The organism is Bacillus sp. PK3-037, from assembly GCF_054161355.1.
Map to the genome: position 1 here is coordinate 70862 of NZ_CP096408.1, position 23895 is coordinate 94756.

Here is a 23895-nt window from a genome sequence, read left to right on the forward strand (position 1 = left end):
TCTAAGTCAAGCGAATAAAAAACCTGCTACCGCATGGTTACGGATTACAGGTTTTAGAAAATGAATGACATAAAAGGTACACTGCATTATTTGGACAAATGGTATTATCGTTTAAAATGTTTCTGTTATCTTTTAATGGAGTACATGAGTTGATTATCCTAGGCCATCAATGCCGAGTTGAATAGCCTATAATCTCACTTTAAATACAAATCTTATAAAAAAAAATAGAGCTCAATGAAGCTCTATCCTAAGTTCACTTGTTTTTTTTAACGGGGAATATATAAGTCATAACTAAAAAAACAATAATACAAATTATAAACTGAATAAGTCTGTCTAGAAACCAATAGTTAGTAAAGTTAATTTCATTTGTCACCTGAATGACAGCAAAAACAGCAAATAAAATTAGTATGAATTTAAATGACTCTTTGTTCAAATTAATCAACACTTTCTTTAGAGAATTGCAAATACAACAACTTGTGCAATATATCCACAAGAACTAGCTACTGCATGCCAAACATATTTATCAAGATAGTCTGCTACTGTATCATGTACTTCATCTAATGGACCCATAAGTACGATTCCGTTCCAAAAAGAAAGCCATTGGGCACGTGAAAATTTGCGTTTTAATGCACTAGGAAACTTTTTATAGATTGCATCATGTAATTTTTTCTTTACATATGATTTTCCGAATACCGTTATTAATTTCGCCCTAAAGAAATATAACATCAAGCTCTCCTTTCTCTTCTGTCCGGCCTTCAGAAAAGTTCGTGGAAGCACTAATGAGTCCCAAAGGCGATACGTTGGAAAGCTTTTTAAGTGTATTTATTGCAGCATCATCTCAACTTTCCCACAGGTTAATTGTAGATTAAGGATTTAAAATGGTAATCCAAATACATGAATAATTAAAATGACACTAGGCGGAATCAACAGTGATGGCAGGAGGTTCAAAGTTTTAAATTTTTTAATTCCCAGAATACTTAACCCTGAACTAAGGATTAATACACCGCCGACAATTGTGATTTCATTAATAAGGTCTGTATTTAATGCGCTTTCCATTAATTTTGCAAATAAATATATTGAGCCTTGCCAGGTAAATACTACAACCGCAGATGCTGCTATTCCAAAACCAAATGTGGAAGCGAGAACAATGGAAGTGATTCCATCTAATATACCGTTTGTTAGGAGATAAGTATAATCTTCGTGCAGAGCAGCGTTAACAGGTCCTAATATTGACAACGAGCCTATACAATATAATAAGATTGCAGTTGATAAACCTTCGGCTAAATTGCTTTTAGAGAACTTGTTGACTAAATTGTTAAATCTTAATTCTAGATTTATGCTCTGACCAATCAATCCCCCAATAGCTAAACTGACAATAAAAAGAATTGGGTATTTACTAGAAGGCAAATGCTGTGTAAAGGCGTTGATCCCTAGTCCAACTGCGGCGAATCCCATTGCCTGCATAAGTATTTCTTGGTACTCATCTTTCATTCCTTTTTTGAATATACCTCCAATTAAACTTCCTGCAATGATCATAACTGTGTTAAAAATTGTTCCAAACATAGGCTATCTCCTCCAATAATAGTTCCTTTCAAAAAAATAAACCCTCAAGTTACTTGAGGGTCAAGTGTATGTAACAGCCATTAATTAAGTTTATTTGATTGGCAAAAGTATTTCAGTCACATAATTGTCTGGATTATTAGTTACCCCATAATCAATCAGCGTTATTTCGATTGAGTCGCCAGCCAATTCATAATGATGCTTTTTCATATATGTAAGTAACATTTCGTAGTATTGTGCTGCTTCTGAATGTGATCCTTTAAATCTAATTTGCAGATATTCTCTTGAGGGGAAAGTGATTTCAGGTGAATGTATTTCATCTTCATCTTCGAGAACCATAAATATACTGGAATATCGGTCATACTGATTTGATTTTATATTTGTTGCTGAAATGGATAATCCTACTTTCCCTAAAAATAGATCTTTGTGGACTTTAAACTTGGTTCTCAATTCTGTTACTGGGTACTCAATATCTTGACCAAGAATATATTCATGTTGTAAATACGCCACACGCAGTTCAGGAAGTTTCTTTTTTGAAATTTCTTCTAGCGGCATATTAACTGCGTCTTCCATTTGTTTAATGCGACGAGAGATCTTTCTCTCAATACGTGCCAATTCCCTCTTTTTTCGGTCAATTTCAGTTTGCTGGTCTTTCAGCAAGTGAATCAGAGTATCTACCTCAAGAGAATCATAAAAATCAAGTAGTTTACTTATTGGCAAACCTAATGTCCTCAGGTACTTGATTGTACCCAATCTTTCAAATTGTTGTGTAGAATAATATCTGTAGTTATTATGTTCGTCTGTAAATTCTGGTTTTAAGAGACCAATTTCATCATAATACCTAAGAGTAGGTATGTTTACATTGAATAACTTAGATACTTCTCCAATAGAGAAAAATTCCTTCATCCTAACAACCTCTCTGTTATTAAAGCGTTTTTAGTGACATCAACATTATATATGATGCAGTAACCCCAAAGGTAAAGTTTTTCCTTATATAGACGGCCATAATCAAGATTGAGTTGATATATCTATTCTTTATTTGATTTGAGGTGAATACAGGTGGTTATTTTATGAACGTGGCAGTAATGACAAGTCGAATAGCCGATGCTGACGAGAACCGGCTTGTTTTTACGTTGCGCTTTTTCAAATGCTTTCTATCCCCAAGGGAACCAATCAATGAAAACGTTCATAAAGTGCGGACTGCAAATTACTGGTTTTGGTTATTCTAACGAACACGGTACATGTCAGGACTTAGCTATTTATATCGTTTCAGGGGCAATGGTTCGCAGCATGATATGTCAGTCTTGAAGGTAAATATTGAGTTTGAAATGTTATTTATCATTATTTTCAAGAACTCCGTAATCAATATATATCTTTATCTTTTGGAAAGAAGCTGCTTTGAACAAAAGTAAGGATAGCCAAAGATGATGAGTGGAGCTGCTAATGCAAGTAGTAACCAAGAACCTGATTGAGTGTCTTTGATGACTCCTATGAATATACAAGTACCGATGAGAAGGTACAATAAAACACCAAAAAACCAATACATACCTTGTTCCTCTTTTCTCTATAGGTTTTCTTTATTCTTTAAGGGGGCATTTTGCAGAGTCCTTCTGCTTTACTTCTTTGAGGATTTTAATGTATGAGGGGTCCGATTTTTAAATGTTTTTTCAGCCCTGATTCCTTTTCTTTGTAAGTTTATAATGATGAGATCAATTGGTTTCAATAAATTTCAATCCTCCCATATGAAAGTAACTCTCCATCTATTTTAATTTTAAAATTGAATATAGAAAACGTACATAAGGGCATATCCTTATGTACGTTGGGGCATTTTTAAACTTTTGTTCATCTTGCGTTTTCTTCTTGCCTTGCTGACCGATAAATGAAATGCCCGCCGGCTCTTATGATAAGATGACAAATATGACTGGATTGTTCCTATTTTTATTGTGGATCCTTTGTGATTATACTGTCAAAGGAAAGGAAGTGAAGCAATATGTTTCGAAGAAAGCCTTTTGATAAAAACTACTTTTCACGAGATAGGCGGGCATTAAATATGCTTGCTCTCAGAGTGCCAGGCTTAGCTTTTATTCTCATGATATATATAGCCTCTATCGTGCTGCAGTTTGTTTCTGGGAGCTGGTCCATTTTATTGCTTCATGTGTTTACAATATTGATTACTATTTTTACTTTGCTGCATTGGCACTCATATAGATGGGTTAAGAATAAGGTCCTTCTATATTTTGTACTGCAAGGTTTGATCACTTATGCACTTGCTAATGTCATGACAGGCTTCTTAATGCTGGTCATCATTGGCCTTTATGCATTTTTGATTGGGCAGATTATAGGAATGGCAGATAGAAGAAGAACGTTCCTCATTGTATATCTATTCCTTCTGATATCAGCCAATGCGATATATCAGATTCACAAAGGCGAATTTTTGCATTTTCTTGTTATTGCTGTACCTATCATGGTTGTCATTATCACTTATGCTGCAACATTTTTTACCCAAGTTGATGAAAAAATAAAAGCGCAGCTGACTCTTGAAAGGCTGGAGCTTGCCCATCAACAAGTAGAACAGCTGACGCTGCAAAACGAAAGACAGCGTATGGCTCGGGATTTACATGATACCCTTGCACAAGGATTGGTTAGTTTAAATATGCAGCTGGATGCTATTAATGTTCATATATCGAAAGGTAACACAGATAGAGCAAAAGAAATCATTCAACAATCTATGAATAGAGTGAAAAGCACATTAGCTGATGCACGTTCAGCTATTGACAATCTTCGCAGCAAATCGGAAGAAATCGGTTCTTTAAAAGAAAGAATTACCTTGCAAATGGATCATTTTAAAGGTGCAACAGGCCTGTCTTGTTTTTTAGACTACAGATTAACTCAATTGCCTGATGTTCGTACTGCTGAAAATTGTTATTACATCATAGGAGAATGCCTTACAAATGCAGCAAAACATGCTGAAGCAGAAACGATATGGGTATCAGTTTGGGATGAGAAAGGAAACCTCCATTTAACCGTCAGAGACAATGGAAAAGGCTTTGATGTTGAAAAAGGCAGGAAAAAGAGAGGACATTATGGACTTCTTGGTATACAAGAACGCGTCAGAGCAATGAAAGGCCAATTCAATATAACGAGTGAACAATCAATAGGCACACAAATCGAGATAATCTTGTCAAATCAGGGAGAGATTGAAGATGAATAAGGTTTTAATCGTTGATGACCATCTGGTTGTGAGAGAAGGTCTCAAGCTGTTAATTGAGACGAATGATAACTACACAATAATCGGAGAGGCGGAAAATGGAAAAAAGGCGGTTTATCTTACAGATGAACTAAAGCCAGATATTATTCTTATGGATTTATACATGCCAGAAATGAGTGGGTTAGAAGCGATTAAACAAATAAAAGAAAAACACAGCATACCCATTATTATTTTGACTACTTATAATGAGGATCACTTGATGATTGAGGGGATTGAATTAGGAGCGAAAGGATATCTGTTGAAGGATACGAGCTCAGAAACCCTGTTTCATACAATGGATGCAGCAGTAAGAGGAGAAGTGCTGCTGCAGCCTGATATTCTTAAACGTTTTCAAGAAATTCAATTGGAAAGAATGAAGAAACCAAGCAGCGATACTCAGTTAACGGAAAAGGAAATCGTTGTTTTAAAGGCAATTGCAAAAGGATTCAAAAGCAAAGCGATAGCCTTTGATTTAGGAATCTCAGAGAGAACCGTGAAGTCAAGACTAACGTCCATTTATAATAAATTGGGAGCGGATTCTAGAACAGAAGCAGTCACGATTGCCATGCAGAGAGGTATTTTAACTTTAGATATATAACACAAGTTTATTTAAAAGTTGCCCAAACGTACATGCCCGAATGTACGTTTTTTTCATTTCCTTATGAACTACAATTAGGAAGAATGTTATCAAGCAATGTGGTGAAAGGAGATTATGATGTCAAGAATGTTATATAAATTAGGCGGATGGGTCGCTCGCCATCGCATTAAAGTAATATGTGCGTGGATCGTTGTGTTGATTGCAACGATAGGGGCAGCCGGCATATTAAAACCCAGTTTTTCTGAGAATATGTCAATACCTGACACGCCTTCGGAAAAAGCAATGAAGGTGATCAATAAAGAATTTCCTCATGGTCCTGATAAAGGGAGCATACGGGTCATATTCGGTGCTAAGGATGGGGAGAAACTTACTGCCAAATCAGCAAAAAAAGCAATAGAGAATACATTAAAGGAAATGAATAAAGATGATTCCATTGATTCGATTGCAAGTCCTTTTCATGCAGGAACGATCGCAAAAGATGGGACAGTGGCTTATGCTGATATCAAATACAAATCATCAGCAGATGATATAAAAGATTACTCTATAAAACATGTGAAAGATAGTTTGTCCATTGCTGATGATGAAGGATTACAAACGGAGTTAAGCGGAGATATACCAGGAGCCGAGATGGAGATTGGCGGTGTATCAGAAATAGTCGGTATTGTCTTGGCTTTTGTTGTTCTAGCTATTACATTTGGCTCTTTATTAATAGCAGGCTTACCGATTTTAACTGCACTTATTGGTTTAGGTGTAAGCATTGGGCTGACTTTGATTGGAACACAAGTGTTTGATATTGCCTCCGTCAGTCTTTCATTAGCCGGAATGATTGGCCTTGCAGTTGGTATTGATTATGCCTTGTTTATTTTTTCGAAACACCGCCAGTTTTTAGGTGAAGGTATACAAAAAAATGAATCAATTGCGAGAGCTGCGGGAACAGCTGGGAGTGCTGTCGTTTTTGCCGGACTCACAGTTATTGTCGCACTTTGCGGATTGACTGTAGTTCATATTCCTTTTATGTCCGCAATGGGGCTAACAGCAGGGCTCAGTGTGCTCATGGCTGTATTAGCTTCGATTACATTAGTGCCTGCCGTTTTATCAATAGCAGGGAAACGCATGATTCCGAAAGCAAACAAGAAAAAAGAAATACAAAGCGCTGAAACAAATTTCTGGGGACGCTTTGTCACAAAGAACCCTATTCTTCTAAGTGTATTTAGTATTCTCATCTTGCTAGTCATTAGTATTCCATCTATGCATTTGGAGCTAGGTTTACCTGATGCAGGAATGAAAGCTAAGGATAATCCCGAGCGCCGGGCTTATGACTTGCTTGCCGAAGGTTTTGGAGAAGGGTTTAATGGCAAATTAACGATAGTGGCGGATGCCACAAGCGTTCCAGAAAATAAAGCTGAAGCATTCGCAGATGCAGTAAAAGAAATTAAGGATTTAGACCATGTAGCAAGTGTTACTCCTGCAATGCCTAATGCAAAAGGCGATTTTGCTATTATTACGGTTGTTCCTACAACAGGTCCAAACGATAAAGCTACTAAGGATTTGGTACAAGATGTACGCAGCGTAGCAGATCAAAACGGAGTAGATTTGCTCGTCACTGGATCGACGGCAGTGAATATAGATATTTCAGACCGGCTTAATGATGCAATACCAGTATTTGCTGTACTCATTGTTGGTTTTGCGTTTATCTTGCTGACAATCGTTTTCCGCTCGCTGCTAGTACCTTTTGTTGCTGTAGCAGGTTTCATATTAACAATGACAGCAACTCTTGGGGTTTGTGTATTTGTGTTACAGGATGGAAATCTAATTGACTTGTTCAATATACCTGAAAAAGGGCCGATTCTCGCGTTTTTGCCTATTTTAACGATTGGTATTCTTTTTGGCTTAGCAATGGATTATCAGGTATTCCTTGTAAGCAGAATGCGTGAAGAATATGTGAAAACAAAGAATCCAGTACAAGCGATTCAAGCTGGATTAAAACACAGTGGACCTGTTGTCACCGCAGCCGGGCTAATCATGATATTTGTTTTTGCAGGATTTATCTTTGCTGGTGAAGCTTCTATCAAAGCAAATGGATTAGCTCTTTCCTTTGGTGTATTGTTTGACGCATTTATTGTAAGAATGACACTCATTCCAAGTATCATGAAGTTGATGGGGAATGCAGCTTGGTATTTACCAAAATGGTTAGACAAAATCATTCCGAATGTAGATATAGAGGGTCATCATCTAACAAAGGAGATACAGTCCGAGATAGATACTGAACAAAAACACCGAATCAGTATGTAGCCATATAGGCTCGTTCTCATAACATGTAAGGATGTAGCTCGAATACAACTAATGGCAAAGTATTAAAGGTTAAATTTTATGGGCAATAAACAACAAAAGAAGAATATATAGAACGAGAGAAATAAAATTTATTTAAGAGTGGACTAAAAGGTCTACTCTTTTTTCATTCCGTCATCTGAATGAAGAAATGGTTATTCTATTAGACATGGCATCAATGCAGAGTAGAAAAGCATATAGACTTACCAGAAGTACACAACTTAAAAAAGAGCTCAATGAGAGCTCTTTTTTCCAAAATGAAATTCACTTATTCTTTTTTGGGGGGAATATAAAAGTAATAACCAAAAAAACAACTATACAAATTAAAAACTGAATAAGTCTTTTTAGAAACCAATCGTTAGCAGGACCACTTTCATTTGTAACTTGGATGGTAGCATAAACTGCAAATAAAGTTAGTATGAATTTTAATGTTTCTCTGTGCAAATCAAACAACACTTTCTTTAAATAAGTGCATATACAATACTTTGTACAACATATCCAAAATTACTGGTTATACATACTAATCCTTTACTATTCTTGAGATAAATAATTGAAATCCGTTTCTTCAAATTCAGGGAGTTTTTTGTTAATTCTTAAAGCGGACAATAACTCTTGAACATATTCACGAATAGCTGGCATATCAAATGGGAAATCGAAATTAAATTCCTCTGTAACAGTTAAAGTGTCCATTACATATGAACAATTATGTTTCATACCCAATAGATCATCATTAAAACGTAGCACAGCTTGATACGATGAATCAGGTAGCTCAAAGTGAGAAATCAAATAAACATTAATATTGTTACCTTCTTCAGAATCTGGAAATCTTTCATCAACGTATAATAAAAAAGCACATCTCTCATCATCGTTTAATTCTACTTGAAAGAATTCAAAATCTCTTAATCTCAATAAACGTTTAAATCTCGTATTTAAAATTCTCATTTTCAATATCTCCGTTTTTATTTTAAGCTGTTACTAACGATTTCCATTGAAACATAGAAGGGGTATAATACGCAATTTCCCATTAAAAGGTTTATTGAGTCATGTTTCCGAACGAAAGGTTTTTCCTATTTCTTTTCCTAAACCAAAATAGTGTCTGAAATTATAAATAAGCGGACTCCATTTTGAAGGGTCAATGTGGTTGTCGTTCAATATGATCTTTTCCTCGGCGTGAAAATGTAAAGCTTGTGTTTCCACAATCGCAAATGATGGTTCGTAATCTGGTATCCGAATATGTTTCACTTCTGCTTCTATTTGGATAGGGCATTCTTTAATTCTTGTTGGTGCTACTGTCATTGATGATAAAGGTGTTAACCCTGCCGCTTCGTATTTCTCTTTTTTGTAAGTAAACCCAAGCTGTTTCTTCAAGGGCGGGATATTCTTTTTTCCGCTAAAAGACGAAATTCTTTCAACGTTTTTCCATAAGTCGGGGCTGGGCAAGTTAATGACACATTCTTTGTGTCTCTTTATATTTTCAATGGCTTTTCCTCCTAGTCCTACTCCCAGAACAATATAGTTTCCAAGCGTCCACGAGGAAGACATCGGACTAATATTGGTGGTTCCGTCTTCATTCAAAGTGGAAAGAAGGAATGTTGACGTGCCATAGTACATAATATTTGGTTTGATTTCTTTAAAATGAAGGGTGTCTTGTTTTTCACTGTTCAACGCTTAATGCCTCCTAATTAGTATTTATTCATATTGTAAAGGTTTAACATTTCAACTATCATCGAAATATGAATGTAAGGAGGAGAATGATGAATCCTAATATTGCAAAGGTTGCTTCGTTACTATCTGACCCCACGCGTTCTTCTATTCTTTTGAGCCTTATGGATGGAAGAATACACCCTGCTGGAGAGCTTGCATATTTCGCTAAAATCAAGCCTCAAACTGCGAGCTTTCACCTGCAAAAATTACTTGAAGCACAGCTCATCAGTGTAGAGAAGCATGGAAGACATCGGTATTATAAATTGGCTAGCGCCGATGCTGCAAAAGTGATCGAACAATTGCTCAGTATTTCGCCTGATTCAAAAGTGAAGTCTTTCAATGATTCAAAAGAAAAAAGTGATTTACACTTTGCCCGTACCTGTTATGATCATCTGGCTGGTTATATCGGCGTGCAAGTGACACATTCATTAGTCGAGCAGGGCTTCTTACGAAAAGCGGATTTACAGTTTGAGGTGACTTCAGAAGGCTCTTTGTTTTTCAAGGATTTTGGAGTCGACGAAGAAAAACAAAGAAATAAGAGGAGATCTTTTGCGCTTTGCTGTTTAGATTGGAGTGAGCGGCAGCATCATTTAGCAGGCGCATTGGGACATGCATTATTAGACAGGATGCTAGAGCAACAATGGATTGTGCGTATGCCTAAAACTAGAGCTATTAAGGTTACACAAAGCGGAAAAGCTGCATTTGAGAAATACTTTAAATTGAGTATCTAATAGAAAACATACTTTCTCCATCTGTAAAAAGAACATAGAGAGTGTACAAAGCAGATGGACGGTGCCATATTGATAAAAACCAAAGTAAAGTGATGTAATTCCTTATATTTTGAAATACTTAAAGCCTGTGATGATCTTAAATTTTTTCGTCCAGGTTTTTTTATTTGGCATGAAGCTATGTCTCATAGTCAGCCATGTCCCTTTCATGACGCTCTGGGCGGTTTTTGAATGACTCAAATATTCGATTCCCCATCGATGAAATGATAGGAGATAGCTTTTTCGCCGAGTTCTGTTAAAGAATATTCCACCTTTTTCGGTACAGTATTCTCTGCCTTTCTCTTCATTACACCATCTGCTTCTAGTTCCCTTAGCTGCAATGTCAGCTTACTTTGTGTGATACCTGGTATTTATCTTTTCAGTTCATTAAACCTGACCGGTTGATGAGATAGGATATCGATGATGATTCCTTTCCAATTTCCGCGGATAATGTGTAGAGTCATTTCTGCAGGATATGCTTTTTTCCTTCTGCACCATACCCATTGGACCGATTTCCCATATCGTCACCTTGCAATTTACCTTACAAAAATGTGCGTCATTACATATCCAACTTATTTGTCATTTGTATTACAGTAATGGTAACAAAAATATACAAAGGAAGTGGTTTGCTTGAACTTAATACAAATATCAGAACATGTCTATCAGTGTGAATTTGAACTAGATGTACCGATTCATATCCCAGTTCATATTTGGTTTATTAAAGATGGCGATGATGTCTATATTATTGATACAGGAATAGAACGTTTCGCAGATGCGCAAATAATGGCAGCGTTAGCAATTGGCAATCCAAAAGCCATTCTGCTGACCCATGGCCATAGTGATCATATTCAAGGTGCAGCAAGATGGTTAGAGAAGTTTGACATTCCTATTTATGCCCATCAAAAAGAACTGATTTATATAAATGGAGAAGCGCCTTATCCGAACAAAAATGAGGTCGAAAACACAGGGGTAGCACATATTGTCCGGCCGCTGACAGAGCATACACTTGCTCATTTGCCGATACAATACTATGTAACACCCGGACATTCTCCGGGGCATGTTATCTACCATCATGAAACTGATAACATTTTATTATCGGGAGACCTTTTTATTACAAGTAAGGAGGAGCTGCACCCGCCTATTAGAAAATTCAGCGTCGATATGAATGAGAATATAGATAGCGGCGCAATCATAGATGAAATCAAACCAATTCTTATCTGCTCATCGCATGGACAAAGCATTCTTTATAATGAAGAACGGTATAAAAGGTATGTCTTAAAGTATAGAGATTAAAGAATATTAATTGATTGGGGAGAAGGGTGAAACTATTTTGAGTATCGGTTTTTTAGAAGGAATAAGTCCCTCAAAAACATACCAAATTCACTCGGTATGTTTTGGGAGATTTAAAGATATCGTGATAGTTCAATCAGGTTCTGATCTGGATCTCTTATATAGACAGATAGAATCGGACCAAGCGCACCGGTTCTTTTTACAGGCCCTTCCTCTACATGGACATTCATTTTCGTGACATTCTGAAACAAGACGGGCTGCATGTGATCTGCTGTGTACTTTTTCTGCATATAATGATTCATGAAGGTGATTAGGAAAGGGTGAATTCAATTGAATCCATACAACAGCAGAATGGCACCTTATTGGGTTTATCATGGCGGAGAATCAACGCTTTACCAGTATCCATATGCCTATAGGCAGCCCGTTTTCTCGCGCGCCATTATTACTGCAGCGCGGGGTGACGTAACTGGAGATGGAGTCGCTGATGAAGTCTTCCTTACTGGCAATCAAACGTCAGGCAGTCCGCTATGGAGAAATATCACTTTGGTGATACGTGACGGCAAAACACATCAGGAACGGCAAATCCAGCTTCATAACAATATCGGATACAATCCGTCACTTTTTCTGGCTGATGTGACAGGCAATCAAACGGAAGATGTGGCTGTTGTAATCGATACAGGGGGAAGCGGAGGCTCTATCTATGCGTATGTGTTTGCCTATATGAACCGGCAGTTCAGGCAGATTTTCAATTCGGATTCTTTTAATGATGAATTCAAGTACAGTGTGAGCTATCAAAATCAATATAAAGCGAGCGTGATCAGTCAACGCCAGCATGAACAATATATACTGGATCTTACTTACAAAGGCAGAGACTATTTGAATGAAATTTATACGAATCAGGGTGTTTTAAAAGCGCCGATAGAAGGCTGGGTCAATCCTTTATCCGGCTTGTATCCGGTTGATTTCAACAGAGACGGCGTATACGAATTGCTGGCGTATCAGCGGATCGCCGGAAGGTATAACGCCGACTCATTGGGATATGTTCAAACCGTATTGAAATGGAACGGGCGGAATTTTGGCGTTGACCGGCAGAATGTATCGATTGTTGGCGGTGCCGCAACTTGAGCAGAGAGAACGCGTAGTGGCAAAGACTCACGCTACAGGTGTTCTGCAACGACGGTCAGATAATAAGATAAACCGGTTTGCTGCTCTTCTAACATTCCTCGATGAAAATCATCCTGCATAAAAAATCGTGTTTGTTTTACGTAATCTTCTTTGCTTGTCGGATGTCCGTTTTGATTCAGGAACGTAATATGATTCATGACATGCTCTTGCACGGCAGGGTCATGATACGCCACACCGCTTCTTAAAAAATCAGCCATTCCATCAAGAAAATGTTTTGCCTCTATCGCCATTTTGTTCATTTCATCTACATTGACAGCGTGGGTATCTACTTCAAAATCGTAATGCTCTTTTAGATGGTCATTTTGTTCCGCTAAAGATTGTTTCCATTCGTCAGCGGTTTCAAATCCTTTAAACATTACCTTATGATCCATGTTCTCACCTTTTCTTGTGTATTCTAAAGACGTATTGACCGTTTGAACGAAGCGCTGGTACTTTTTAATTTTCTTTTCAAACAGCTTTTTTTGCTTTTCTAATGTACCCGTTCTGTCAGCATCCTCATCTAATAACCTTTTTATTTCTGACAAAGGAATATCTAATTCTTTGTAAAAAAGGATTTCCTGCAGTCTTTTTAGCTCGTCGGCACCATAGTACCGATACCCGGCTTCGCTGATTTCTTTTGGGACCAGCAAGCCGATTTTGTGATAATGATAAAGCGTTTTGATTGTCACGTTCGCAATGTGCGACAGTTCTTTTACTGTTACTTTCACAGCTCAATCCCTCCTTCCTCTATCACTATGAGGCCTTACCTTTGGTTGGAGTCAAGAATAAAAATGATGTTATTTTTACCCGGAGAGAATGAGATATAGCCCCCGAGAAAGCTGTTTTATGCTCAAAGAAAAGAGTGCTTGCACACAAGCACTCTTTACTCCAACTTAATTCTTTTCACATCTCCCAGCACAAATACGTAAAAAATCAGCCCAAGCAGCAATACAAAACCGGCAACCAGAAAGCTGAGCGTAAAGGAACCTGTCACATCAAACAAATATCCCGTGAGTGAAGCGGCGATTATACCTCCGAATAGGTTGTTTGCCAGGTTTACCATGGAACTCAGCATGGAAACGGAGCCAATCGGGGCCAGTTCTGCTGAGATGGACCAGCCGACCGGAGCCGTTGCAGAAACGCCGGCGAGGCCGATTGAAATGCAGATAATCGCAACGGTGATATTATTCGTCAAAATGGAGCCCAAAAAGAAAAAGCCGAAGCTCATCCCTACAATGATCACGGTTCGGTACACCTTGGTGTTGGAATAGCCTTTTTTGATAAGATAATCGACGAGCCAGCCGCCGACCACAATGCCGGAAATGGTTGAGATCAGCCACGGCACGGCGGTGAATAAACCGGATGACATGAGATCCATTCCGTATGTATGCTTAAAGAAAGTCGGAAGCCATGTAAGCAGCAGGTTGAATGTATAGCCGTACCCCGTAAATCCGATCATTAAGCCCCATACTTTGCGATTAGTGAAAAGCTTTTTTAAAAGCGGACCCGTTTTGTAAGGGATTTGCTCTGTTGTGATTGTATTGTGTTTCTGAATATAGTTTAATTCGCTTTTGGAAATGCGTTTGTGCCGTTCGGGCTGCTCATAGTACTGCCAGAAAAAGATGGTAAACAGCACATTGATGCATCCAATCGTTAAAAAGGCGACCCGCCAATCAAATGTTGTGACGAGAAAGGCGACCAGCGGCGCTCCGATCACGTTTGAAAATTTAGCGGCTGAATCAAACAGTGAGTTCGCCAGACCCCGTTCGCTTGGCGGAAACCATAGAGCGGTTGCTTTGGAAGCGGCGGGGAACGCCGATGCGCTTGTCAGCCCAATGAGAAATCGGAACACATATAAGAGCAGTTTTCCTTGTAAAAAAGCGAGAATGATCGTTAAAATGCTCCAAATCGTCATTCCGATTCTTGTGACCCAGGCCACGCCAAACCTGTCCAATAAACTTCCGACGGGCAGCTGCATCAGTGTGTACGAATATGTGTAAATCGAAAACACAATGCCGAGTTCAGTTGCTGTGAGGTGAAACGAATCTTGTATCGCCGGGGCAGCTACAGAAATGGCCACTCGATCAAAATAATTAAGAATGATAATGCCGCTCAGTAACGAAGATATATACCATCTGGTATGCCCGGGCCGTTTCACGCGCTCTTGACTCATGATGAAAACCTCCTCTGTCATAGCATGATCTCCGAATGTAAATACCATTCAAATTTTAAATACCACAGCTCTCTTTTATGTAAACGGACAGCAGGAATTTGACTGGAAAAGCCCATTGCTTTAGAATGAAAGTAATAAAAATGAACACTCCAAAGGGGAGTAGCTTTCACAGTAAAGTCGTCATTACGGGACAAGGTGTCCTCGGCTTTGCTGGCAATTTAATTGTTAGCGAGACCTTTGCCAAATCTGATTTGGTGAAGGTCTTTTTGTTTCTGAACTTCACCAAATCGGTGGAGTTTTTTTCATTTTTATCAAAAAAGGGAGAGGAGATTTACGATGTCTAAGCTGAAGAAATGGCTGAAACATGAATTGGTGAAGAAGGGGCTGCCATTAGCGAAAGAGAAATTGATTCCGATCTTAAAAGAAAAAATGAAGAAGAAACGATAAGGGGGCAAACAATGAAGAAAATGGTTCTGACGGTTTTGGCCGGCGCTGGTCTTTTGGGGGCAGGCGGATGCGGAATACTGGATCAGGTGAATGACGGGCTCGATTATACAAATGAAGCGTCAGCTTATGTGGAAAAGGTGAAGACGTTTGCAGAGGAAGCGCCTGCATTGGCTGAGGAAGCTGTAAATGACACTGAGGCGAAAGAAAAACTAGAGACACAGCTTGAGTCTATTCAAAAGGCAGCGGCTGATTTTAATGAATTAACCCCGCCTGATGCCGCAGCGAAGCTTCACAACACCCTGCAGGAGCATAACGAAACTTTGCAAAAAAGTGCGGAAGACGTCTTGCAGCAAGTGGAAGAAGGAAAGGTAACGCTTGAGGAATTGGAGCAATCCGAATTGGTCCAAAACGCTAAGCAAATGACTGATGTGATGGGGCAAATTGAAAAGCTTGGCGAATGAGAAAAAGCATCCCGGGAGCGGGATGCTTTTTCTTATTCTGCAATCGCGTCTGTTAACACAGGAACGACTTGTTTTTTACGAGAAACAACGCCTTTAAGAAGGGCTGTGTTGTTTTCTAATGTGACGTTGAACGCTTTTTCCACTTTGTCCGCTTCGTTACCGATTGCAAGTGCGAGTGAATCGTTTTCTAAGATGTCTGTGATGACAAGAAGGAACAGATCAAGGTTCTTCTCAGCCAAAACTTTAGAAATCACCGCTTCTAACTCAGCTTGGCGTTTTTTCACATCTTCGATATCCACTGTGTTGACTTGTGCGATTTCGACTTTTTTGCTGCCGAGTGTGAATTCTTTTGCATCAAGAGAAATCAGCTCTTCAACTGTTTTTTTGCTTAAGTCAGCGCCGGCTTTCAGCATGTTTAAGCCGTATTCTTCAGCATCTACGCCAGCGATTTCAGCAAGTTCTTTTGCTGCCGCTACGTCTTGATCAGTGCAAGTTGGAGATTTGAATAACAGAGAGTCAGAAATGATAGCGGACAGCATAAGGCCGGCAATTTCTTTCTCGATGGTTACGTTATTTTCTTTGTACATTTTGTTTAAGATTGTAGCCGTACAGCCGACAGGCTCAGCACGATAGTAAAGCGGCTCAGCTGTTTCGAAGTTTGCGATTCTGTGATGGTCGATGACTTCAAGAACCTGAACGTCTTCAATATCCTTGATGCTTTGCTGGCGTTCGTTGTGGTCAACAAGGATAACGCCGTTTACTTCGTTTGCAGCTGTTTCTACAAGACGAGGGCTTTCTTGTTTGAAGTAATCAAGCGCGTATTGTGTTTCGCCGTTGACTTGTCCAAGTCTGACAGGCTCAGCGTTGAAACCGAGTTTGTTTTTCAAATCAGCGTAAGCAATAGCAGAGCAAATCGTATCTGTGTCTGGATTTTGGTGTCCGAAAATAAGTATTTTTTCCATGATAACTCCTTATCCTTTTTTAAGTAGTGTAAACATTCTTTTTATAGTTTAACACGTCTTGCTGCGGGTGTAATCATGCAAACCCTTAAAAATTGATGTGAATAAAAAGCATTTTTTTTGAGTGGAAGAGGAAAGGTGTGTAAAATACTGGGTAGGTCAGTTACAAAATGATCTGTAGTATCAAAAAAGGTACTATTGGAGGGTCGAACATGAGCCGAAAAAATAATATTTATCCGAACAAAGAAGGCTGTCCAGTTGAATTTACACTAGATGTCATTGGCGGAAAGTGGAAAGGAATCCTTTTTTATCACATGATAGATGGCAAGAAACGGTTCAATGAGTTTCGCAAAATCTGCCCGAGTATTACCCAACGAATGCTGACCCTGCAGCTTCGGGAGCTTGAAGCGGATGGCATTGTTCATCGTGAAGTTTATCACCAGGTGCCGCCCAAGGTTGAGTATTCTCTGACAGAATTCGGGCGAACGCTTGAGCCGATTGTATTGCAAATGAAAGACTGGGGCGACGCCAACCGAGAAGTACTGGAGGCGCGTCGTTCGAACAGTTTATTAAAAGAACAGCAGAAGTAGCAGCAAAGGGAGAGCCTTTGCTGCTTCTTTTATTTCATCGAAATGGCTTTATTGGCGTTTCTGACGTCATTTTTTAACAGATCAGAAAGGTTGTAAGATGGGTAGTATCCATGCTGATACATGTATTGATAAACCTGCGCATGCAACTTAATGGCAGCATTTAGCTGTTTGACAAGTACGGTTCTTAATTGAGGTGTTGCTGTTTCTGTAATTGCGATGGCATAACTGCGGACAGATGTTTTGGCAAAGCCGAGCAGGTCACCGCTGTAAAATGGATTATCCGCGCGCTCTTCTTCCTCATCATCGCGAGGCATCGGCGCCTGAGGGAAGAATGGGAGAAGCTCTTTTAAGTTTTGCTCAACGGCCTGAATGGACACGCTATAAAGCTGTCTGAGCTGAGGATCTCTAACTTCTCTAATCATTTTCTTCAGTTTAATGAGCCCGTTTGCCTGAAAAGCAACCAGCTCATGCATCTCTAAAGTTTCATGCCAAGCCAACGTTCTGCGTTCATCCATGTAACAAATCTCCTTTATCAATCAGATTCTGTATCAGCATATGCCCAACGTTCAATGTTGTTCATGATGTTTTGAAGTTTTTAAAAAGGGAAATTCACCTTATATAGGATACGGGTTGAGAACATCCAAAAAGAGGTGAAACACGATGTGGGACATGATAAAGAACTTTTTCTTGTTTAGCAGCGGCGTTCTGCAAGCAACAACCCTTTTACTTGTGATTTTAATATTTGTGTATGTCAGAAAAACGAAGAAGAAAAACAAAGAGTCTTCTGGTTTTATGGATGATAAAGAATAAGAAGTGATGGGCATTCTTTTAAAGAATGTCTTTTCGTTTGCAATGTTTCACATGAAACATTGGCGTCATTTTACTTGCGATTTGGACTTATGTTAAAATATAAAAGTAATTTTAGAGATGATATGAAAACATTGGTGCAAAACATGTTGCGGCGATGAAAAAAAGAGCAGTCGTTTATGCTGCTCTTTTCTATTCGTATGTTCAGTATGATACGAGGTGACTAAGTGAAACAAACAAGAGCATTAATGGAAGGTGCTATTTTAATCAGTTTGTTTGCGATCATCACACTGTTGGTCGTTTATGTTCCATTGATTGGAACAATTCTGTTATTTGCACTGCCGCTGCCTATGATCCTTTATACGATCAGACACGGATTGAAATTAGGATTGTGGATGGGCGCTGTCAGTCTTCCTGTTGTCTTTATTGTCGGGTCCTTTAACGGACTTATTGTAGCTTTTATGTCAGCTTGTGCGGGCATTGCCATGGGGCATTTTTTCAAAAAAAGAGAACCCGGTCATGCTATTATTTCGGGTGCCCTTATTTATATGCTTTGTATCGTGTTCTATTTTGTGATAAGCATTCAGTTTTTGGGTATCAATATCATTGATGAAGCAATGACACAATACCGGCAATCACTCGATATCGTTGAATCCGTTTTGAAACAATCGGGTAATGCTGAAGAGCTTGAGAAACAAATGAAACTGATGGAAGAACAATTGAGTACGGTTCAATATCTTTTTCCAACAGCTATCGTGATGGTAGGAGCCATTTTTTCTTTCCTCAGTTACCTTATCGCTAAGCCGCTCTTAAGGCGATTCTCCCCCGATATTCCTAGTCTAAAGCCTTTTAGAGAGTTGAAGTTTCCGCAAAGTGTGGTAGTACTGTATTTGTTGATTGTCATTCTTTCATTTCTGCCTGTAGAAAAAGGCCATATGCTGTACTCTATCGCTTTAAATGGGGAGTTTATACTCGGGTTTCTTATTTTTATCCAGGGTTTATCATTTATCTTTTTCTATTGCCATAAGAAAAAATATCCGAAGGCAGTCGCCGTCATTGCAGTCATTCTTGGTCTGCTGCATCCGATTTTTATGGCAGCGATTCGCATTTTAGGCGTTATGGACATGGGCTTTAACATAAGGAATAAGGTGAAGTGAATATGAGTTGTACTCACATGGTGGGGAGTGATAGAAATGCCAAGCTTTTATGAAAAACCGTTGTTTCGGTATCCCATCTATGCATTGATTGCTTTGTCAATCATTACAATCCTCATCAGCTTTTATTTTAACTGGATCATAGGAACCGTCGAAGTGTTGCTGCTTGCAGTTATACTGTTTTTTATAAAACGCGCGGATTCTCTTATTCGAAAAGAGATTGACGCTTATATTTCTACGTTATCCTACAGGTTGAAAAAAGTCGGTGAAGAGGCATTGATGGAAATGCCGATCGGCATCATGCTTTTTAATGATCAATACTATATAGAATGGGCAAATCCGTTTCTCTCTTCTTGCTTTAATGAAAGTACTTTAGTGGGGAGATCACTTTATGATACTTGTGAATCAGTTGTGCCGCTCATCAAACAAGAGGTAGAATCGGAAACGGTTACATTGAATGACCGAAAATTTAAAGTGGTCATCAAACGGGATGAGCGTCTGCTTTATTTCTTCGATGTGACGGAACAGATACAGATTGAAAAGCAATATGAAAATGAAAGAACTGTGCTGGCCTATATTTTCCTTGATAACTATGATGATGTGACGCAAGGATTAGACGACCAGACGAGAAGCACGATGAACAGCCAAGTGACATCATTGCTCAACGCTTGGGCGCAGGAGTATGGAATATTCCTGAAAAGGACTTCATCCGAACGTTTCATCGCTGTGCTTAATGAACACATTTTAACCGAACTTGAAAATTCGAAGTTTTCGATTCTGGATGAGGTACGGGAAAAAACTTCATTTGACGGCGTTGCGCTGACCTTAAGCGTTGGTATAGGAGCTTCGGTCTCATCGCTGAAAGAGCTTGGCGATTTGGCGCAATCCAGTCTGGACTTAGCGCTGGGACGCGGCGGAGACCAGGTAGCCATTAAGCTGCCAAACGGTAAAGTGAAGTTTTACGGCGGTAAAACGAACCCGATGGAGAAGCGAACAAGGGTGCGCGCCCGCGTGATTTCTCATGCTTTAAAGGAAATCGTTTCTGAAAGCAGCAATGTGATTATCATGGGACATAAATTCCCCGACATGGATTCTATCGGCGCGGCGATCGGGATATTAAAGGTGTCACAGGCAAATAACAAAGATGGATTTATTGTGATTGATCCGAATCAAATCGGTTCAAGTGTGCAGCGCTTGATTGAGGAAATTAAAAAATATGAAGATCTGTGGTCAAGGTTTATTACGCCTGAAGAAGCGATGGAAATTGCCAATGACGACACGCTGCTTGTCATCGTGGATACACATAAGCCGTCGCTTGTCATGGAAGAACGGCTGGTAAACAAAATTGAACATATTGTGGTCATCGACCATCACCGCAGAGGCGAAGAATTTATCAAAGACCCGCTGCTCGTCTATATGGAGCCGTACGCTTCATCAACAGCGGAATTGGTGACAGAGCTGCTAGAGTATCAGCCGAAGCGCTTAAAAATCAATATGATTGAAGCAACCGCCCTATTAGCTGGTATAATAGTGGATACAAAGAGCTTTTCACTCCGCACTGGCTCGCGGACCTTTGATGCAGCTTCATATTTAAGAGCGAAAGGCGCCGATACGGTGCTTGTGCAGAAGTTCCTCAAAGAAACCGTTGATTCCTATATTAAACGGGCGAAGCTGATCCAGCATACGGCCCTCTATAAAGAGAATATCGCGATTGCGTCTCTGCCTGAGAATGAGGATGAATATTTCGATCAAGTGCTGATTGCGCAGGCTGCGGATTCACTGCTGTCGATGAGCGAGGTTGAGGCTTCATTTGCGGTAGCAAGACGTGATGAACAAACTGTTTGTATCAGTGCGAGGTCTCTTGGCGATGTGAATGTTCAGATCATCATGGAGGCGCTGGAAGGCGGAGGACATTTAACAAATGCGGCGACTCAGTTATCCGGCATTTCAGTAACAGAAGCGCTGGAGCGGCTGAAGGGCGCCATAGATGAGTATTTTGAGGGAGGCGTACAAAGATGAAGGTTATTTTCTTACAAGATGTAAAAGGAAAAGGAAAAAAAGGCGAAGTGAAAAACGTAGCAGACGGTTATGCGCATAACTTTCTGATTAAAAAAGGCCTCGCGGTTGAAGCGAACGCGTCAAACATCAGTGTACTAAACGGTCAAAAGCAGAAAGAGAAAAAAGAAGCCATCGCAGAGCTTGAGCAGGCAAAGAGCTTAAAAGAAACATTAGAAAAACTGACTGTTGAGCTCAGCGCGAAATCAGGTGAAGGCGGCCGTTTGTTCGGCTCTGTCACAAGCAAGCAAATTACTGAACAACTTCAAAAAGACCATAACATTAAAGTGGATAAACGGAAGCTGGAACTGCCGGACGGCATTCGCGCGTTAGGATATACAAACGTTCCTGTGAAATTGCATCCTGAGGTGCAGGCTGTGTTAAAGGTACATGTGAAAGAAGAAGCTTAATAGAAAAGAGGCTTGGATTGATCCAAGCCTCTTTTTTTATTCTACGAGATAAAGGGTTTGCTGGCTTTCTCCGCCAGGTCCACCTTTCATGCCTTGCTGGCTGCTTGTGCTGCTAGAGGAACTGCTGTACTCGTCAGAAGATATTTCTTGGCCGTGTTTCTTGATCCAAGAAACGAGTTCAGCATTGTCTGAGTTAGTTTCTGACAGAAGGAAGTATTTCACTTTGCCCTCATTGACCAGTTTTTTCAGCTCAGAGACAGTCAGAATCGGATCTGTGCCGTTGAAGCCGCCGAGTGCCATGACAGATTCATCTGTATTGATGATATATGGCGCAGCCGTTACGGTTGTCAACGTAGCAAATAAATACTCTTCGCCGGTATTATGCTCTCTCAGATAAGACAGGAGACCGGTGTCCATTTCTGAGGAGAACATGTTTCCTCCGTTTGCCGAGCTTTTAAGCTGCGGGCCGGATTCAGGAAGAACGCTGTTGCCCCCGTATAAAAGCGGCGTTGCTGACCAGTAGATTGGTGCGAGCAGCAGTACGCATAAGCTGACAATGATTAGCTGTTTGCTGCGTTTGAACATGAGCAGAGCAATGGTGGTGCCGAGTCCTGCGAGTCCAAGTACATACATCCAACCACTGCCGATTTGGCTTGTATAAGCACTCAAAATATACACTTGGAATGCGGATGTGATGAAGACGGCCGCTGGCAGCAGGCAGCTTGTCCAATCTTTATTGTTTTTGTATAAGCGAGACATTGTATACCATCCGATACCGGAAAGTGCGGCAATCGGCGGTGCCAGCATAATCAAATAATACTGGTGGAAGAATCCCGCGATGCTGAAGAAACCTGCCACAGGTACGAGCCATGCTGTCCAGAATATTGTTTCTTTCATTTCCGTAGCCTGACCGCGGCGATCACGGTACCAGCTGACGATTCCGCCCAGCAATCCGATCAATGCGAATGGAAGCATCCAGCTGATTTGGCCGGAGAGTGCCGATTGGAAGAGACGAAGCGGTCCTGCATCGCCTGTGCCGAACATATTCATGCTTTTTCCGCCGCCCCCGCCGGGTCCTCCATTTCCGCCGTTTGGTCCTCCGTTCCCTGGTCCGCCTGTTGGAGGTGTGCCGCCCCCTCCATTGGAAGCGCCGTTTTGCCCAGAAGGCGGCTGAGGAGCCTGTGCATTGCCCCCGAAGGAACCGGTGCTGTTTTGATTTCTATCTGCCTTGCTGTTTCCGTTCTGAGATGAAGAGGTTCCGTCAGAGGATTCATTGTGATTTGGCGCTTGCATCGTGCCATTATTCTGCATGTTACCGCCGCCTGCACTGCGTGCAAGGCCGGTGGTTTGCCCAAGCAGCCGCTCTGTGCCGTTATATCCGAAGGCGAGTTCTAACACAGAGTTTGTCTGACTGCTTCCGATATACGGCCGGCTGGAGGAGGATGTTGAATCCACAATAACCGCCCATGAGAGCGATATACCGGTCAGGAGGATAAGAGACAGAATCAGCGAACCTATTTTTTTCTTTAGCGAAGCCCGAGAAGCAATCAGGTAGAATAACACAAATGCAGGCAATACCATAAAGGCTTGCATCATTTTCATATTAAATGCAAGGCCGATCAGGCCAAAAGCCGTCAGGAGCCAAACGAGCTTGCCTTGTTTGACCGCCCGAAGCAGGCATGATGAACCGAGCAATAAGGTAAAGACAAGCATGCTGTCAATGTTGTTTGTCCGGCTGACGGCGACTGCGATCGGTGTCAGCGCCATGACAAGTGCGGCGGCGCGGGCCGCTCCAATGCCAAATGTCGGTTTGATCATTCTATACAGAAGGAATACCGATCCAACCCCCGCGAGAGCCTGAGGAATGATGACACTCCACGTATGAACACCAAAGATCAGCGCGAAAATCGTTTGAATCCATAAAACAACAGGCGGCTTATCAACTGTTACAAATCCGGAAGGGTCAAATGACGCATAGAAGAAATTGTGGAAGCTTTGCGTCATGCTTTTCACCGCTGCCAGATAGTATTGGTTCGCAGCGTCATCCTGCCAAATGTGATAGGTGTTGAGAAAAGCCGCTGCAAGCAAAATAACAATAAGGACTGTGTCGAAACGTTTGGTTTTCATCGTTTTTCACCTCTTTATGATGTCCTATTGTAAAAAACAAATATGAAAAACTTA

24 protein-coding genes and 3 pseudogenes are annotated in these 23895 nt (G+C 40.3%); 12 read left to right on the top strand and 15 right to left on the bottom strand.

The window, feature by feature from the left end; translation table 11 throughout:
- Nucleotides 1-450: 450 nt before the first annotated feature.
- The 6 genes and pseudogenes from M1D69_RS00400 to M1D69_RS00425 form a co-directional block, all read right to left on the bottom strand.
- Nucleotides 451-726: a hypothetical protein gene (locus tag M1D69_RS00400; protein WP_458104940.1), complete on the bottom strand. Its 276-nt coding sequence runs from the start codon at nucleotides 724-726 to the stop codon at nucleotides 451-453.
- A pseudogene (locus tag M1D69_RS00405) lies at nucleotides 725-838 on the bottom strand (AraC family transcriptional regulator); the annotation flags it as partial. The gene M1D69_RS00400 and the pseudogene M1D69_RS00405, both read right to left, overlap by 2 nt.
- A gap of 35 nt (nucleotides 839-873) precedes the next feature.
- Nucleotides 874-1563, bottom strand: coding sequence for a DUF554 domain-containing protein (locus M1D69_RS00410; RefSeq protein ID WP_458104939.1), 690 nt, complete (start codon nucleotides 1561-1563; stop codon nucleotides 874-876).
- Between the two features lie 90 nt (nucleotides 1564-1653).
- Nucleotides 1654-2466 carry a MerR family transcriptional regulator gene (locus tag M1D69_RS00415; RefSeq protein ID WP_458104938.1) on the bottom strand — a complete coding sequence of 271 codons (813 nt, stop codon included), beginning with the start codon at nucleotides 2464-2466 and terminating at the stop codon, nucleotides 1654-1656.
- A 167-nt stretch (nucleotides 2467-2633) separates the two neighbouring features.
- A pseudogene (locus M1D69_RS00420) lies at nucleotides 2634-2738 on the bottom strand (DUF255 domain-containing protein); the annotation flags it as partial.
- Between the two features lie 197 nt (nucleotides 2739-2935).
- Nucleotides 2936-3106, bottom strand: a complete 171-nt coding sequence (locus M1D69_RS00425; RefSeq protein WP_081720807.1) for a hypothetical protein — start codon at nucleotides 3104-3106, stop codon at nucleotides 2936-2938.
- 444 nt (nucleotides 3107-3550) lie between these two features.
- On the opposite strand from M1D69_RS00425, the gene M1D69_RS00430 reads away from it, so the two are divergent.
- The 3 genes from M1D69_RS00430 to M1D69_RS00440 all read left to right on the top strand — a co-directional run bounded on the left by M1D69_RS00430 (nucleotide 3551) and on the right by M1D69_RS00440 (nucleotide 7697).
- Nucleotides 3551-4771, top strand: a complete 1221-nt coding sequence (locus M1D69_RS00430; RefSeq protein ID WP_458104937.1) for a sensor histidine kinase — start codon at nucleotides 3551-3553, stop codon at nucleotides 4769-4771.
- On the top strand, nucleotides 4764-5405 hold the full coding sequence (locus M1D69_RS00435; protein ID WP_458104936.1) for a response regulator: 642 nt from the start codon (nucleotides 4764-4766) through the stop codon (nucleotides 5403-5405). The genes M1D69_RS00430 and M1D69_RS00435 overlap by 8 nt, the downstream gene beginning before the upstream one ends.
- A gap of 117 nt (nucleotides 5406-5522) precedes the next feature.
- Nucleotides 5523-7697: an MMPL family transporter gene (locus M1D69_RS00440; protein WP_458104935.1), complete on the top strand. Its 2175-nt coding sequence runs from the start codon at nucleotides 5523-5525 to the stop codon at nucleotides 7695-7697.
- Nucleotides 7698-8264: 567 nt separating this feature from the next.
- On the opposite strand, the gene M1D69_RS00445 is transcribed toward M1D69_RS00440, so the two are convergent.
- Both M1D69_RS00445 and M1D69_RS00450 read right to left on the bottom strand, forming a co-directional pair.
- Nucleotides 8265-8675, bottom strand: a complete 411-nt coding sequence (locus M1D69_RS00445) for a hypothetical protein (RefSeq protein ID WP_458104934.1) — start codon at nucleotides 8673-8675, stop codon at nucleotides 8265-8267.
- A 99-nt stretch (nucleotides 8676-8774) separates the two neighbouring features.
- Nucleotides 8775-9398, bottom strand: coding sequence for a flavin reductase family protein (locus M1D69_RS00450; protein ID WP_458104933.1), 624 nt, complete (start codon nucleotides 9396-9398; stop codon nucleotides 8775-8777).
- Nucleotides 9399-9487: 89 nt separating this feature from the next.
- Between M1D69_RS00450 and M1D69_RS00455 the strand changes: the two genes are divergently transcribed.
- On the top strand, nucleotides 9488-10168 hold the full coding sequence (locus tag M1D69_RS00455) for an ArsR/SmtB family transcription factor (protein WP_059292128.1): 681 nt from the start codon (nucleotides 9488-9490) through the stop codon (nucleotides 10166-10168).
- Between the two features lie 233 nt (nucleotides 10169-10401).
- Here M1D69_RS00455 and M1D69_RS00460 read toward each other — a convergent pair whose 3' ends face one another.
- Complete coding sequence (locus M1D69_RS00460; RefSeq protein ID WP_458104932.1) at nucleotides 10402-10545, bottom strand: winged helix-turn-helix transcriptional regulator; 144 nt, start codon at nucleotides 10543-10545, stop codon at nucleotides 10402-10404.
- 289 nt (nucleotides 10546-10834) lie between these two features.
- Here M1D69_RS00460 and M1D69_RS00465 point away from each other — a divergent pair, with 289 nt between their 5' ends.
- Nucleotides 10835-11497, top strand: coding sequence for an MBL fold metallo-hydrolase (locus M1D69_RS00465; protein WP_458104931.1), 663 nt, complete (start codon nucleotides 10835-10837; stop codon nucleotides 11495-11497).
- 110 nt (nucleotides 11498-11607) lie between these two features.
- On the opposite strand, the pseudogene M1D69_RS00470 reads toward M1D69_RS00465, so the two are convergent.
- A pseudogene (locus tag M1D69_RS00470) lies at nucleotides 11608-11727 on the bottom strand (VOC family protein); the annotation flags it as partial.
- Nucleotides 11728-11824: 97 nt separating this feature from the next.
- Between M1D69_RS00470 and M1D69_RS00475 the strand changes: the two are divergent.
- Nucleotides 11825-12619 carry a hypothetical protein gene (locus tag M1D69_RS00475; protein WP_202656542.1) on the top strand — a complete coding sequence of 265 codons (795 nt, stop codon included), beginning with the start codon at nucleotides 11825-11827 and terminating at the stop codon, nucleotides 12617-12619.
- A 32-nt stretch (nucleotides 12620-12651) separates the two neighbouring features.
- Here M1D69_RS00475 and M1D69_RS00480 read toward each other — a convergent pair whose 3' ends face one another.
- Nucleotides 12652-13386 (bottom strand): MerR family transcriptional regulator, encoded by a 735-nt coding sequence (locus tag M1D69_RS00480; protein ID WP_458104930.1) that lies wholly within the window; start codon nucleotides 13384-13386, stop codon nucleotides 12652-12654.
- Nucleotides 13387-13541: 155 nt separating this feature from the next.
- Nucleotides 13542-14852, bottom strand: a complete 1311-nt coding sequence (locus M1D69_RS00485) for an MFS transporter (protein WP_257988265.1) — start codon at nucleotides 14850-14852, stop codon at nucleotides 13542-13544.
- A 437-nt stretch (nucleotides 14853-15289) separates the two neighbouring features.
- Here M1D69_RS00485 and M1D69_RS00490 point away from each other — a divergent pair, with 437 nt between their 5' ends.
- A complete protein-coding gene (locus tag M1D69_RS00490; RefSeq protein ID WP_458104929.1) occupies nucleotides 15290-15739 on the top strand; it encodes a DUF6376 family protein in 450 nt (149 codons plus the stop codon).
- Between the two features lie 32 nt (nucleotides 15740-15771).
- On the opposite strand, the gene M1D69_RS00495 is transcribed toward M1D69_RS00490, so the two are convergent.
- On the bottom strand, nucleotides 15772-16701 hold the full coding sequence (locus tag M1D69_RS00495) for a manganese-dependent inorganic pyrophosphatase (protein ID WP_458104928.1): 930 nt from the start codon (nucleotides 16699-16701) through the stop codon (nucleotides 15772-15774).
- A gap of 209 nt (nucleotides 16702-16910) precedes the next feature.
- On the opposite strand from M1D69_RS00495, the gene M1D69_RS00500 reads away from it, so the two are divergent.
- Nucleotides 16911-17288, top strand: a complete 378-nt coding sequence (locus M1D69_RS00500; protein ID WP_458104927.1) for a winged helix-turn-helix transcriptional regulator — start codon at nucleotides 16911-16913, stop codon at nucleotides 17286-17288.
- Nucleotides 17289-17317: 29 nt separating this feature from the next.
- On the opposite strand, the gene M1D69_RS00505 is transcribed toward M1D69_RS00500, so the two are convergent.
- Nucleotides 17318-17803 carry a spore coat protein gene (locus M1D69_RS00505; RefSeq protein WP_024123527.1) on the bottom strand — a complete coding sequence of 162 codons (486 nt, stop codon included), beginning with the start codon at nucleotides 17801-17803 and terminating at the stop codon, nucleotides 17318-17320.
- A gap of 145 nt (nucleotides 17804-17948) precedes the next feature.
- Between M1D69_RS00505 and M1D69_RS00510 the strand changes: the two genes are divergently transcribed.
- The 4 genes from M1D69_RS00510 to rplI all read left to right on the top strand — a co-directional run bounded on the left by M1D69_RS00510 (nucleotide 17949) and on the right by rplI (nucleotide 21714).
- Nucleotides 17949-18098 (top strand): hypothetical protein, encoded by a 150-nt coding sequence (locus M1D69_RS00510; protein ID WP_010332611.1) that lies wholly within the window; start codon nucleotides 17949-17951, stop codon nucleotides 18096-18098.
- A 224-nt stretch (nucleotides 18099-18322) separates the two neighbouring features.
- Entirely contained in the window at nucleotides 18323-19252 is a 930-nt protein-coding gene (locus M1D69_RS00515) for a YybS family protein (protein WP_458104926.1), read from the top strand.
- Nucleotides 19253-19288: 36 nt separating this feature from the next.
- Entirely contained in the window at nucleotides 19289-21268 is a 1980-nt protein-coding gene (gene gdpP, locus M1D69_RS00520) for a cyclic-di-AMP phosphodiesterase GdpP (protein ID WP_458104925.1), read from the top strand.
- On the top strand, nucleotides 21265-21714 hold the full coding sequence (gene rplI / locus M1D69_RS00525; RefSeq protein ID WP_010332608.1) for a 50S ribosomal protein L9: 450 nt from the start codon (nucleotides 21265-21267) through the stop codon (nucleotides 21712-21714). Before gdpP ends, rplI begins: the two co-directional genes overlap by 4 nt.
- A gap of 36 nt (nucleotides 21715-21750) precedes the next feature.
- Here rplI and M1D69_RS00530 read toward each other — a convergent pair whose 3' ends face one another.
- Nucleotides 21751-23841, bottom strand: coding sequence for a glycosyltransferase family 39 protein (locus M1D69_RS00530; RefSeq protein WP_458104924.1), 2091 nt, complete (start codon nucleotides 23839-23841; stop codon nucleotides 21751-21753).
- Nucleotides 23842-23895 lie beyond the last annotated feature (54 nt).